The sequence below is a fragment of the Bacteroidales bacterium genome (assembly GCA_012517825.1).
GTDB lineage: Bacteria > Bacteroidota > Bacteroidia > Bacteroidales > JAAYUG01 > JAAYUG01.
Genome location: JAAYUG010000028.1, coordinates 1 through 11,768, shown reverse-complemented (window position 1 = coordinate 11,768; position 11,768 = coordinate 1). Strand labels below are relative to the sequence as shown.

At 44.0% G+C, this 11,768-nt stretch carries 14 protein-coding genes; 2 read left to right on the top strand and 12 right to left on the bottom strand.

What is annotated here, in order from left to right; translation table 11 throughout:
• Positions 1-61: 61 nt before the first annotated feature.
• The 11 genes from GX419_01815 to GX419_01765 all read right to left on the bottom strand — a co-directional run bounded on the left by GX419_01815 (position 62) and on the right by GX419_01765 (position 7,610).
• Positions 62-571 (bottom strand): Spy/CpxP family protein refolding chaperone, encoded by a 510-nt coding sequence (locus GX419_01815; GenBank protein NLI23428.1) that lies wholly within the window; start codon positions 569-571, stop codon positions 62-64.
• A gap of 65 nt (positions 572-636) precedes the next feature.
• Positions 637-1,179, bottom strand: coding sequence for a periplasmic heavy metal sensor (locus GX419_01810; GenBank protein NLI23427.1), 543 nt, complete (start codon positions 1,177-1,179; stop codon positions 637-639).
• A gap of 3 nt (positions 1,180-1,182) precedes the next feature.
• Positions 1,183-1,620, bottom strand: coding sequence for a zf-HC2 domain-containing protein (locus GX419_01805; protein NLI23426.1), 438 nt, complete (start codon positions 1,618-1,620; stop codon positions 1,183-1,185).
• A gap of 48 nt (positions 1,621-1,668) precedes the next feature.
• On the bottom strand, positions 1,669-1,764 hold the full coding sequence (locus GX419_01800; GenBank protein NLI23425.1) for a hypothetical protein: 96 nt from the start codon (positions 1,762-1,764) through the stop codon (positions 1,669-1,671).
• Between the two features lie 12 nt (positions 1,765-1,776).
• The gene (locus tag GX419_01795; protein NLI23424.1) at positions 1,777-2,241 is read right to left on the bottom strand and encodes an RNA polymerase sigma factor; all 465 of its coding nucleotides are present in this window, start codon (positions 2,239-2,241) and stop codon (positions 1,777-1,779) included.
• Positions 2,242-2,410: 169 nt separating this feature from the next.
• Positions 2,411-2,569 carry a DUF4348 domain-containing protein gene (locus GX419_01790; protein ID NLI23423.1) on the bottom strand — a complete coding sequence of 53 codons (159 nt, stop codon included), beginning with the start codon at positions 2,567-2,569 and terminating at the stop codon, positions 2,411-2,413.
• Positions 2,570-2,786: 217 nt separating this feature from the next.
• Complete coding sequence (gene gpmA, locus GX419_01785; GenBank protein NLI23422.1) at positions 2,787-3,536, bottom strand: 2,3-diphosphoglycerate-dependent phosphoglycerate mutase; 750 nt, start codon at positions 3,534-3,536, stop codon at positions 2,787-2,789.
• Positions 3,537-3,668: 132 nt separating this feature from the next.
• The gene (locus GX419_01780) at positions 3,669-4,952 is read right to left on the bottom strand and encodes an SO_0444 family Cu/Zn efflux transporter (protein NLI23421.1); all 1,284 of its coding nucleotides are present in this window, start codon (positions 4,950-4,952) and stop codon (positions 3,669-3,671) included.
• Positions 4,949-5,881: a cation transporter gene (locus GX419_01775; protein NLI23420.1), complete on the bottom strand. Its 933-nt coding sequence runs from the start codon at positions 5,879-5,881 to the stop codon at positions 4,949-4,951. Before GX419_01775 ends, GX419_01780 begins: the two co-directional genes overlap by 4 nt.
• A gap of 81 nt (positions 5,882-5,962) precedes the next feature.
• Entirely contained in the window at positions 5,963-6,487 is a 525-nt protein-coding gene (locus GX419_01770) for a flavodoxin (protein NLI23419.1), read from the bottom strand.
• A gap of 22 nt (positions 6,488-6,509) precedes the next feature.
• On the bottom strand, positions 6,510-7,610 hold the full coding sequence (locus tag GX419_01765; GenBank protein NLI23418.1) for a prolipoprotein diacylglyceryl transferase: 1,101 nt from the start codon (positions 7,608-7,610) through the stop codon (positions 6,510-6,512).
• A 148-nt stretch (positions 7,611-7,758) separates the two neighbouring features.
• On the opposite strand from GX419_01765, the gene GX419_01760 reads away from it, so the two are divergent.
• Entirely contained in the window at positions 7,759-9,696 is a 1,938-nt protein-coding gene (locus GX419_01760; protein ID NLI23417.1) for a hypothetical protein, read from the top strand.
• Here the strand turns inward: GX419_01760 and crtI are convergent.
• A complete protein-coding gene (crtI, locus tag GX419_01755; GenBank protein ID NLI23416.1) occupies positions 9,693-11,168 on the bottom strand; it encodes a phytoene desaturase in 1,476 nt (491 codons plus the stop codon). The genes GX419_01760 and crtI overlap by 4 nt on opposite strands.
• A 111-nt stretch (positions 11,169-11,279) precedes the next feature.
• Between crtI and GX419_01750 the strand changes: the two genes are divergently transcribed.
• On the top strand, positions 11,280-11,768 hold a 489-nt coding region (locus GX419_01750), incomplete at its 3' end, for a hypothetical protein (protein NLI23415.1).

The window sequence follows — 11,768 nt, the reverse complement described above, 5'->3', positions numbered from 1 at the left end:
CCTAATTCAGCAAACCGCCTGTTTTAATTTTCTGCTTCTGATCTGTTAGAAGATAACTGGTTTATTGATTCCAGCCGGCTCCTCTCCGATGCTGCATACCAGCGCCCGCACCAGGTCCGGGTCCGAAACCATGACGGCAACCTGCTCCATAACCACATCCATTGCAAGCTTTCCGTTTCCCAATGTGCTGGTCAAAATATACACGTTGTTCATCAGTTAGCACCTGCCGGATAGCCTGTACATGAGCTGCCTGGTTTTTCTCCATTTCGGTCCTGATTTTTGCCCTTTCTTCAATGTTGGCATTGATAGCCTTCATGTCGGGCTGAGGTGCTGTCATCAGGGTCTGATACCGTGCCCTGTTCTCGTTTAACTGGTTACGGTACGCCTGCATGTCTTTCAGATGCTGGGTCTGCAATTGCTTAATCTTCGCTTCCTGATCTCCGGTGAGTCCGGGAAGATTGCTGCACCATGCCAATGGTCCGGGACCTGAGGCCGGCTGCGCTGAAACCTGCCCCCATGCTGAGATTAACAGCAAAAATGCAGGTAACATTAAAAATACATTCTTTTTCATACCACTTTGTTTATTGGTTTGCCTGTTAGACATCTTTCCGTGTTCCAATCTTGCACAACCAAATGTTAATTTTCCTTAAACCAGGGACAATCAACCGGCGAGGTTCTTTTCTGCCATTTGCCTGCTCCGGGGCCCCTGTGTTTCCCTTCGTTCTGTATAAAACGACTGAACATTTCGTTCAGAACCTTCTGCTGATCAGCATTGCACAATCTCCGCAATTCCATATAATGCCGCATGGTAAGAACCTTCAGGTTCCTGTGAAGGACTCCGATTTCTTCTGAAATGGCTTTCAGACGGGTTGTGTCAGGATTTTCGGAAGTCAATTCCTGAATGTATTCATTTCTTTTCGCATTCAGTTGTTCCATTACAGCACCGGCCTCATGGAAATATTTATCGCGCGAAAGGTTGAAAGCATTTTCCTGTTCCGGCGTCAGATGAAGGTTGTTCATGATGTCACGATGCCTCTGTTGCTCCATCTGAACTCTCTGTTCATACAATTTCTTTCCCTTCATATAGTGAACATAAATACCCGCCAGAAGAGAAAGACAGAACACGCCCAGTATGGCAATGATCCAGTAAAGAATCCTGTTTCCTGAAAAATAATTCATGGCTTATTCCTCCGCCAAAAGAATGGTTTCAATTTCATTCCGGCCTTCATTGATGTAAAACTCATCGGCAGAAATTACAGTGTTTGTTGATTGTGTGTATGTAGTACCTGAATATTTGCTGCCCACGAGAATACCAATAGTAAGGGAAAGCAGAAGCAAAAGGACCATCAGGGCGGGCTGCCAAACCCGTTGAGCAGTGCCTGTCCTCATCTCGGATTCCTTTTTTGCTTCCAGCCTATTTAATACCCGCGTATAAAAGAATGGCCTGAGCTCTGCTTTCTTCTCCTTTTCAATAGCCTCCATAATAAGCTCAAACCGCTCAACTTTCTGCCGGCAGGAATCGCAGGAAGACAAATGATCCTGCAACATCCGGCTGGTACCGGCATCCAGTTGGCCGTCCAGATAACGGTCAAGATAATCGGAAACCTCCTGGCATTTCATAACCGGTCCTTTTTTGATTTGACAACAAATAAGCAAAAATCTTGCATGTTATTTAGCATGAATTTCGGTGTTTTCCAGTAATTTATACAAATTTTTCCTGGCCCGGTGAACAAGAGACTCAACCGCCGAAACAGATAGACCCATAATTTCGGCAATCTATTTCTGCGGCAATTCATCATAACGGAAAAGAACAAATGCTATTCTCTGGTTTTCAGGCAGTTTGTTCAAGGCTGCCTCGAGGATTTTTTTCTGTTCCTCCGCCTCAACACCCTTATCGGCACCATCTGCCAGGGAAACAGACAGATCATTTTTCTGTCCTAGCTGAAAAATTTCCTCCAGGCTTTTGAAAAGACTTTTCTTCTTGATCTTTTTTAAATGATTGAGTGATTTGTTGACGGCAATCCTGTAAATCCATGTAGAAAGCCTGGCTTCATGCCGGAAAAATCCCAGCGACTCAAAAACCTCGACGAATACTTCCTGAGCTAAATCATCAGCATCATCAGGATTATGCAATAATCCGATGCACGTCCGGAATACCATTTCCTGGTATTTTTCTACCAGCATCTCAAAGGCCCGGTGATCTCCGTCCAGTATTTTCTGAACAATTTCCTTGTCCTCCATCCAGGAAGAATTGGGTGCCTATTTGACACCTATAACGGAAAAACCTTTCACAAAATTAAACAATCTATTGCGGCTGGCGGAATACGAAAAAAAAAGGAACGTCACTTTGACGTTCCCATGCTTTAGCTTTTGATAACTTCTCCGTCCTGTCTTGCTGATGATGATATGTTTACTGCTGTACAGCAGCTGTATCAACAGCATTGCTATCAACCGGCTGCTCAACAGGTACGTTGGTTGTGTCAGTCGTTTCCTGTTTGGTAGCTTTGCCGCCGCAGGAAGCCAGAACAAGCATCAAAACCACAGATGATAAGGCAATCAGTTTTTTCATATTGATAAAGTATTAAAATTTAAAACGTTGCAAAGTTATAGAGAATTTTGATTCATTATTCGATGAATGATAAAAAATGTTAAAATTTTTTTCCTTCCGAGCAGGAATACCGGAAATCCATGATATTATTCCTGATCGTAATAAAATTGACCTGAACATAAAACAAAAGCCGGTTGACAAAAACATCAACCGGCTTTTGTTTAAACTTCCTCAAAAATTACTTTTTGGCTTTACCCTGATTGGCAACAGCTTCCATGGCTTTTCTTACAGCTTCTTCATCTCCGAGATAATAATGCTTGATGGGTTTAAGATCATCATCCAGTTCATAAACGAGAGGAACGCCGGTAGGAATATTCAATTCCACAATGGCTTCATCACTCATATTGTCAAGGTACTTGACAAGAGCTCTCAGGCTGTTTCCGTGTGCTGCAATCAGAACCTTCTTCCCTGATTTGATGGTAGAAGCAACGGTTTCGTGCCAGAAGGGAAGAAAACGGACAACCGTATCTTTCAGTGATTCGGTAAGAGGAAGATCTTTTTCCGGAACATTTTTGTAAGCCGGAAAATTCCCGGGATAACGCGGATCCGTTTTTTCCAGGGCTGGCGGCGGAACATCATAGCTTCTTCGCCATATCTTTACCTTTTCTTCTCCGTGTTTGGCGGCTGTTTCTGCCTTGTTCAAACCCTGAAGGGCCCCGTAATGACGTTCGTTCAGACGCCAGGTGTTGACAATGGGAAGCCACATCATATCCATCTCATCCAGAGCAATCCACAGTGTCCTGATAGCTCTCTTCAGCACGGAAGTATAAGCAATGTCGAACGTAAGCCCCGCTTCTTTCATTAAACGTCCTGCATTTTTGGCTTCCTCTATGCCCTTTTCACTAAGATCTACATCCGTCCAGCCCGTGAAACGGTTTTCCTTGTTCCACTGACTTTCACCATGCCGTAATAATACCAGTTTGTGCATATTGTTTCATTTTTAATGGTTGGAATTGCATAACCCACCTGCCATGTCTGTTCTCAACAATGAACTGCATGGCACAGTGAACTGCAAAAATAAGGATTAAACTGATATGCTGAAATATATGAGAGGGAAAACTTATAAAACCCCTTCATAGGTATAGCCAATACTTTCGACACCGTCTCTGACAGCCTGCAGGTCAATTTGATCCCCTTTCAGAAGAACTTTGCCTGAACTCAGATCAACCTCTGCAACCTGAATGCCAGGAACAGCCTTTAAGGTTCGTTCCACATTCATCTTACAGTGCTGGCAAGTCATGCCGCCTACTTTTACCAAAAGTTCCTTCATAGCTTCATCCTTTTTTTCGATAGTATCAGTTGTGATTATCTTATTTGGCCTGAAATATCTTCTGTAGATGGCAAATAGTGTGAGTGCCAGTAAAACAATTCCCGAACCGGCCTTCAGCCAGAGCGGAAGCCCGTGCTCATGGGCCTGATGAAGATGATGCAACGGCATGATAAACCACTGGGCAGGCAACAGCAGGTCAATTAAAATACCTGACAGCAAGGCCCCCCCGATGATAGATACCATATACATACCCAATACCTTTTTCCCCATTACCTTGCCGATAACCGTCATGGTGGCAACATTGGTAGCCGGCCCGGCCATAAGAAATACAAGAGCCGCACCAGGTGACAATCCTTTCATCATCAGAACGGCTGCAATAGGTATGGATCCCGTTGCGCACACATACAGGGGAACCGCTACCATCAATATCAAGAGCATGCTCACCAGATTATTTCCCAGATAACGGGTAAAAAAATCATCAGGTATGAGAACCGATATCAGACCTGCCAGCAGAAGACCTATCAGGAGCCATTTGGCAATATCCTGAAGGAAATCAACATAAGCATACCGGAGCATGCCAAAAAACTTGTTCCTGTAATGAAACTCTTCTTCAGATCCATTAAGGTCCACCACTTTCTGAACCGGCTTGCTGTTTTCGTTTCTGAAAGCAAGATTGGTTAACAGCCCGCCCAATATGCCTGTGAGAAAGGCAACTATAGGACGAACTATGGCAAACGCCCATCCCAGCAATGATCCTGTGGCCATAATGGAATCAACCCCTGTCTGGGGTGTCGATATAAGAAACGATACGGTTGACCCTCTGGATGAACCACTCTTATAAAAAGAAATACCAGCCGGTATTACCCCGCACGAACATAAAGGCAGGGGAACACCTATCAGTGCTGCATTGATAACCGATCGCAGATTGTTACCCCCAAGATAGCGGGTTACTTTCTCCCTTGGAAAATAGACATATAGTATGCCGGCAAAAAGAAAACCCAGCATCAGATACGGAGCCATCTCCATCCCAAGCACTGCTGTTTCCTTCAGATACCTGAGAATCCACTCTGTCACGTTTCCTCCTTTCTGCTGTGCAGCAATTGTTTATCGTCGCAGCAATTGTATTCAAACTGCAGAGTAACATGCGAAATTCCAAATTGTTCACGCAAAATCTCCGTAACTTGATTCAGAATTTTTTCCGACTCACTAATCCTGATATCTTCCGCCAGATCAACATGGCATTCAAAATGAATTTCCCTGTCCGACAAATTCCAGGCATGTACGTGGTGAATATTAGCTATCCCTTCAACTTGTTCAAGAACATGCTGTACGTGATTCAGATCCAGATCCTTTGGTGTTCCCTGCATCAGAATATCAACCGTCTGTCGCAGAACTTCATACGTCTCCTTGAGAATGTACAGACTGATGAACAGGGTGAGTACAGGGTCAATCCAGTAAATGCGGAAAAACAAAATCAGAATTCCTCCGGCAATAACTGCTACCGACGACAGGGTATCCCCTAGAAGATGAAGGTATGCTGCCCTGATGTTTAAGCTTTTTCCTTCTTCTTTTTTCAGAAGAAGAATTGACAGGAAATTGGCAGCAAAACCAATCAGAGCTATCCATATCATCAGACCGCCTTTGACGCTTTCGGGGTGCATCAGGCGCTTCCAGCCTTCAGAAAGAAGAAAAAGACAGATTACAATGAGAACAGAAGCATTCAGCAAAGCCGACAGAATCTCGGCTCTGCGATAACCGTATGTCTTCCGCACATTCGGGTCCCTGTCGCTGATACGGCCGGCCAGCCACGCAACAAAAATGCTCAATGTGTCTCCGAAGTTATGAACAGCATCCGATACAAGGGCAAGGCTGTTGGCCAGCATCCCCCCTGCCAGTTCCGCCAGAGTGATGAGCAGGTTCAGCATCACCACCACAATCAGCCGGCCCTGTGCCACACCACTTTTACCCGAAAGGGCACCGGAAGAATGAAGATGCGCACTCATTGCAATTACTTTCTTCAGAATTCCTTTTCTTCTTTCATTAATTAGCTGATATGCATGAGAAACAACTCCGCGAGGCTAAAATTACCTGTTGGCTTCCCGATTCATTTCCTTTTTTACTTGCTCTACCCATGTTTTTATTCTTGTTTCAGACAGTTCAGGCTGCTGGTTTTCATCGAGAACCAGCCCGGCAAAAACTCCGTTTTCTTCAGCCTTTGAAAAAGCGTAGGTATATCCCTCAGCCGGCCATCGCCCGTAGATTTTGCACCCGGCCTTCCGGAACCACTGGTAAAGGATGCCCAACCCATCCGAAAAGGAATCCGGATAACTTCCCTGGTCTCCTAATCCAAACAATGCGATTTTCTTGCCCTGTATTAAAGAATTGTTCAGCAGGATTTCCAGCTTTTCCCAGCCCGGCGGAAGCTGCCCGACATCCCACGTGCAGGTTCCAAACAACAGGATATCATGTTTTTCCCAATCCGGAAATCCATCTTTGACAATATCGTAGCAACCCTTTGTTCGGTCCCCGAACAATTCCGAAATCCGCAGGGCAGCCTCCCGTGTATTCCCTGTCATGGTCCTGTAATAAATGGCGGCAGTTGATTCCATGCCGGGTAAAACAAACCAATAATTAAGCGTTTTCTTCGAAATGAACCGACTTTTCCTTTTTTCTTAACGACTGCACAATGAAATAAATTCCGGCTATAATGAAAGGTATGCTCAGCAGTTGTCCCATATTCAGAGGCAGGTTGGCTTCAAAAGCCGACTGAAATTCCTTGATAAACTCAATGAGGAAACGTGCCGTGAAGACCAGCATTAAAAACATTCCAAACAAAAATCCCTTGTTTAACCTGGTCCCGTATTTCAAATAAAGGCCATACAGAATCAAAAAGATAGCAAAATAGGAAAGCGCTTCAAAAATCTGTGTCGGATACTTTGGCACACCCATAAAATACGCTGTGACGACATACCTTCCTTTTGCATTTTTCTCAACTTTGTAACGGAAGTCCTTATCAGGAGGATAATAGAAATCTGTTTCTTCAACTAACGGGTTATTAGCAAGGTACTCCCTTAATCTTAATTCGGCAAACAAAGCAGCAGAGGAAGAGTCACGCAACTGCGACCCCAGGGTTACCTGAACTTCCATCGGCAAAGCCCTTCCGTTGGACAGGCTATCACCTGTTACCCGGTAATGAATGGAATTTACCGCTTTCAGTCTTTCAAGCTGGCGGGTCAGATCATGCACGTAAATGAATCCTTTCGTACTCCGGGTTGCCACGCCATAAATCTCAGAATTCATGAGATTACCGGTACGTATGAAGGCTCCCGCCAGGGCAACCGGAATAACTATTCTGTCGAGCAACCAGAGGTAAGAAAATTTGTATTTCCTTACAAAAAGCCATAAGGCCAGCAAAATTCCTATAGCTGCTCCATGACTTGCCAGACCGCCTTTCCAGACTTCCAGAATTTCCAACGGATTGTTCAGGTAATACTTCGGATCATAAAAAAAACAATGCCCGAGCCGTGCCCCTGCAATAGTACCAACTGCCATGTAAACAAGCAGTTTGTCAAGGTATTCGTACGATATGCCTTCTCTCCTGAAAAAATTCTGAAAAATAAAATACCCGATGACAAACCCCAGGGCAAACAAAAGACCATACCACCGGAGACTGAGAGTTCCGAGAGAAAATATTTCCGGATTGGCATTCCAGATAACCGCATTCAGAATCATATCTCATGCATTTGGTTCAGTGTGCAAACGTACGAGATTTTTTGCGAACGTGCATTTTTAATCTTTGATTTTATTCTTAACTCAATCCAAAAACTATAAATTTGGCCGTTTAACCTGCTCAGATTAACTTAGTCGAAAAGTGCAGAGTATGTTCCGGCTTTCAAATATTTTAACACCTGCGCCTTGTTCCGGCAGAAAACGGATAAGGCCGGAAGTTGGAATTTCAGCAACTTTTTACGAGCCCGGAACAACATCACCTGGCTTAAAAAAATCATTTCTCCGGTTAACCGGCATTTTCCCTTTTTTGCTTCTGATGGTTTCCTTTTTCCTGCCAAATTGCGCAAAAGTCGGGACAGTTACCGGCGGACCCAAGGATACCATCCCGCCGGTTGTACTGCATAGTGAACCGCCATTCAAAGCAACCGGAATCCACCCGAAAAAGATTGTCATTACCTTCAATGAATTCCTCGATTTGAAAAATGTCCAGCAGGAACTCCTTGTTTCGCCTCCCTTGCATAAACAACCCGAAATTAAACTGAAAGGCAAAAAGATCGAGATCATTATTGAAGACACACTCAGGGAAAATACCACCTATACCCTGAATTTCGGAAATGCAATTACCGATTTTACCGAAAATAATCCGGTGCCGGGTTTTATTTATGTTTTCTCTACCGGCAGTTACGTCGACTCGTTTACCGTGAAGGGTTCGGTCATCAGTTCATATGATCTGAAAGTACCAAAAGAACAGGTCATGGTGATGCTGTACGAACAACTGTCCGATTCGGCACCCTATCGCCTGAAACCTCTTTATGTTGGCCGTACCGATAAAAACGGAAATTTTCGCATTCCCTTCCTTAAGGAGGGAACTTATAATATCATCGCTCTTGCTGACGCAAACAACAACTTGCGCTACGACCCTCCCGACGAAATGATTGGCTTTGACGATTCATTGCTTTTTTTGCATCCTGATAGTTTCAGAATCCAGAGGGAAGCAATTGATTCGGCCCGCACTGTCGGTTCCGGTTCTCCCGTTGATTCACTGAAAAGCATACCGGATTCCTCCGAATCCTTGCCGGCCGAAAAAGAATATGCCGCAGTTGTTCATTTTCGTCTTTTCAAAGAACTCCCTTCAGCTCAATACCTGAAAGATTATAAACGTCCCGAAGCCTGTCTTCTGGCGGTGTACCTGAACATCCCTTCCCGCGATACGGTTACCCTGGAACCTGTTGATACTATAGTAAACCAGCCCTGGTATCTTCCTGAAATGTCTCAGAATCTCGATACCTTCCTTTTCTGGATAACGGATTCTTCCCTTATAAGAAAACAAAACCTCAGTTTACTTGCCCGATTCCCTGAAACAGATTCAACGGGAAATACAATAATCCGTTCCGATACGCTTCGGTTTTCCTTTATCCCCAAAACACAAAGCAAACCAAGGAAAGGAGAAAAACAGGAGCAGTCTTCCGGTTTCAAACTGACAGGAAACGCTTCTCCCGGCAAAATCATTGAACTGAATGAATCCCTTATCCTTGAAGCGCCGCACCCGATCCTTGGAATAGATACATCTTTAATTGATCTTCAGATTCTTAAAGATACGATTTTCGCACCCTATCCCTGCAAACTCAAAAAACAAGCAGGGAATTTCCGTAAAATACAACTCGATGTACCATGGGTTGAAAACTCAACCTTCCAGCTTGTCTGCCTTCCCGGAGCGATACAAACCATCTATCATCAGATAAACGATACTCTGAAAGTTCGCTTTAAAACCAGGGAAGCTGAATACTACGGAAGACTGATTGTAACGGCTCAGAATGCCACAACTCCCGTGGTTTATGAATTAATTGAAAACGATAAAGTTGTGCTGAGAAGAAACGCCGGTTCGGCCGGAAATACAGTCTTTGAACTCCTCCTACCCAAAAAGTACAAACTGAGAGCAATTGCTGATGCCAATGCCAACGGAATCTGGGATACCGGAAATTACCTGAAAAAAATACAACCCGAAAAAGTGGTTATTTACCCCTCTGACGTGGAAGTCCGTTCCAACTGGGATCTCGAAATAGCTGTGGATATGTCAGAGGCCCGCTAACGTTCTCTCCGGCATACCAATTCGGCTACAAGCTTTGCAGAAGAAAGGCAAAGCGGTATCCCTCCGCCCGGATGAACACTGCCACCGCAAAAATACAATCCCTGTATTTTACGGCTGAAATTCGGATGACGCAAAAAGGCAGAAAAAACTGAATTGGAATGTGCCCCGTAAAGTGAACCATGCCAGGAAGATGTATACTCCTCTATTTTCCGAGGATCAAGGATTGACTCAGTTACAATTTGCGGCTCTATCCTTCTTCCTGTTATCCGCTCAATTTTTGCCAGAATATTTTTGCGCGCATGGCTGATCAGAACATCCCAGTCCTGGCCAATATTTTCGGGCGTATTGATCATGACAAACCAGTTCTCTGATCCTTCCGGCGCATCGCCCTGTACCCGTTTTTTGCTGATAAAAATATACACCGTCGGATCATCTGTGATGCTCTTTTTTCGGAACAAATATTCAAATTCCTTTTGATAGTCAGATGAAAACAAAACATTGTGCAAATCAAGCTCCGGGTAATTCCCTTTGATACCCCAGTAAAAAATAAGAGCCGATGTTGACCTTCCGGAGGTAATAAAACGCTTTGGTATCGGATGATTTTTTATCAGAGCATAAGTGTATACAATATCCGCATCAGATACGACAATATCAGAGGGATGTATGTCATTCCCCGCACGCACCCCGGAAACCTTTTTACCCGATAGAATTATTTCATCCACCTTCGTTCCGGTATGGATTGATACCTGAAATTCTTCTGCCAGCTTTCGCAGGGATTTAATAATTGTGTACATGCCTCCCTCAGGGAAAAAAGCACCGATGTTATGTTCAAGATGCGGTATAACATTCAGGGTAGCTGGTGCCTGATAAGGATCGGAACCGTTATAAGTGGCATAACGGTCAAAAAGTTGAACGATATGTTTTTCCCTGAAAATTCTGCTGTTTCGGGTATGCATGGTAGTAAAAGGGTCGAGCTTATACCATTGCAATAATGCTTTAATAAAATCCCGCGAAACAAAAGTGGAAAACTGATGAAATGACCGGAACAAAAAGACATTGGAGGTCAGTTCATATATCTTTCGGCTCTTCTCGAGAAAATGAAGCACCTTATGTGCCTTTTCACCTGTTTTTGTCTCAATTTCTGAAGCCAGCTGAACCGGATCCCTGTAAGCATCAAGCACAGTCCCGTCTTCATAAAAATACCTGCAAATAACCGGAAGAATATCGTATGTGTAATAATCTCGGGGATCTTTGCCAAAATCTGAAAATACTTCATCGAGCAAATGAGGCAGGGTAAACAATGAAGGTCCTCTGTCAAAACGAAAGCCCTCCTGACGCAATTCGTTTAATTTTCCTCCGGGTTGAGAAGCCGATTCGAAAATTTCTACAGAAAAACCTTTTGCTGCCAGCCTGATCGCAGATGCCATACCCGCCACACCCGAACCAATCACTATTACATGTTTTTGTTTCATAATCTGTCGTTTCTTTGGTTAAAAATAATATTTTTGATTGCGGGAATGTATTCCGACGGAAAAATTCCTGAAAATCCGGTATTGTGAACTGATAACCCGGACAAACAAAAAATGCAAACACTGGCCCCCGAAACAGGATTTCTTTTTGCCGGCATCTGCTATATCGGATGGTGGGTTCTATGCGGAAAAGTGATTTCCAATGGATGGTTTTCTACCCGGGCCGGAAAAGGCTCTCTTCGCTTTGTTCTTTTCAAACGCAGTCTTGCCGTGCTTTTGTTCTTTCTCCTTCCATGGCTCTTCCTTCATTTTACTCACCAGAATTTTCTGGATTGGTTTTCTCTTCGTAACGCTCACAATACTGCGATTGTCTCCGTTGCCTTATCCATTCCTTTAATAATAATAAGCCTGATAACCGGAAGACGACCTGAAAACCTTCAGTTGTATCCGGAAATCCGCATGGAACAATGGAACGGAAAACTTGTCCTGCTGAGTGCACTGAGCTGGATAGCCTACCTTTTTGCCTATGAATTCCTTTTCAGAGGATGCATGTTTTTCCTTCTGCTTTCAAAATATAACCTTCCTCTTGCTCTCACCGTCAAT

What these genes read in the sequence shown, in the direction of transcription:
- GX419_01815 (NLI23428.1), bottom strand. Translation starts at nt 571, where the DNA reads ATGAAAAAGAATGTATTTTTAATGTTACCTGCATTTTTGCTGTTAATC.
- GX419_01810 (NLI23427.1), bottom strand. Translation starts at nt 1,179, where the DNA reads ATGAATTATTTTTCAGGAAACAGGATTCTTTACTGGATCATTGCCATA.
- GX419_01805 (NLI23426.1), bottom strand. Translation starts at nt 1,620, where the DNA reads ATGAAATGCCAGGAGGTTTCCGATTATCTTGACCGTTATCTGGACGGC.
- GX419_01800 (NLI23425.1), bottom strand. Translation starts at nt 1,764, where the DNA reads ATGGGTCTATCTGTTTCGGCGGTTGAGTCTCTTGTTCACCGGGCCAGG.
- GX419_01795 (NLI23424.1), bottom strand. Translation starts at nt 2,241, where the DNA reads ATGGAGGACAAGGAAATTGTTCAGAAAATACTGGACGGAGATCACCGG.
- GX419_01790 (NLI23423.1), bottom strand. Translation starts at nt 2,569, where the DNA reads ATGAAAAAACTGATTGCCTTATCATCTGTGGTTTTGATGCTTGTTCTG.
- gpmA (NLI23422.1), bottom strand. Translation starts at nt 3,536, where the DNA reads ATGCACAAACTGGTATTATTACGGCATGGTGAAAGTCAGTGGAACAAG.
- GX419_01775 (NLI23420.1), bottom strand. Translation starts at nt 5,881, where the DNA reads ATGAGTGCGCATCTTCATTCTTCCGGTGCCCTTTCGGGTAAAAGTGGT.
- GX419_01770 (NLI23419.1), bottom strand. Translation starts at nt 6,487, where the DNA reads ATGGAATCAACTGCCGCCATTTATTACAGGACCATGACAGGGAATACA.
- GX419_01765 (NLI23418.1), bottom strand. Translation starts at nt 7,610, where the DNA reads ATGATTCTGAATGCGGTTATCTGGAATGCCAATCCGGAAATATTTTCT.
- GX419_01760 (NLI23417.1), top strand. Translation starts at nt 7,759, where the DNA reads ATGTTCCGGCTTTCAAATATTTTAACACCTGCGCCTTGTTCCGGCAGA.
- crtI (NLI23416.1), bottom strand. Translation starts at nt 11,168, where the DNA reads ATGAAACAAAAACATGTAATAGTGATTGGTTCGGGTGTGGCGGGTATG.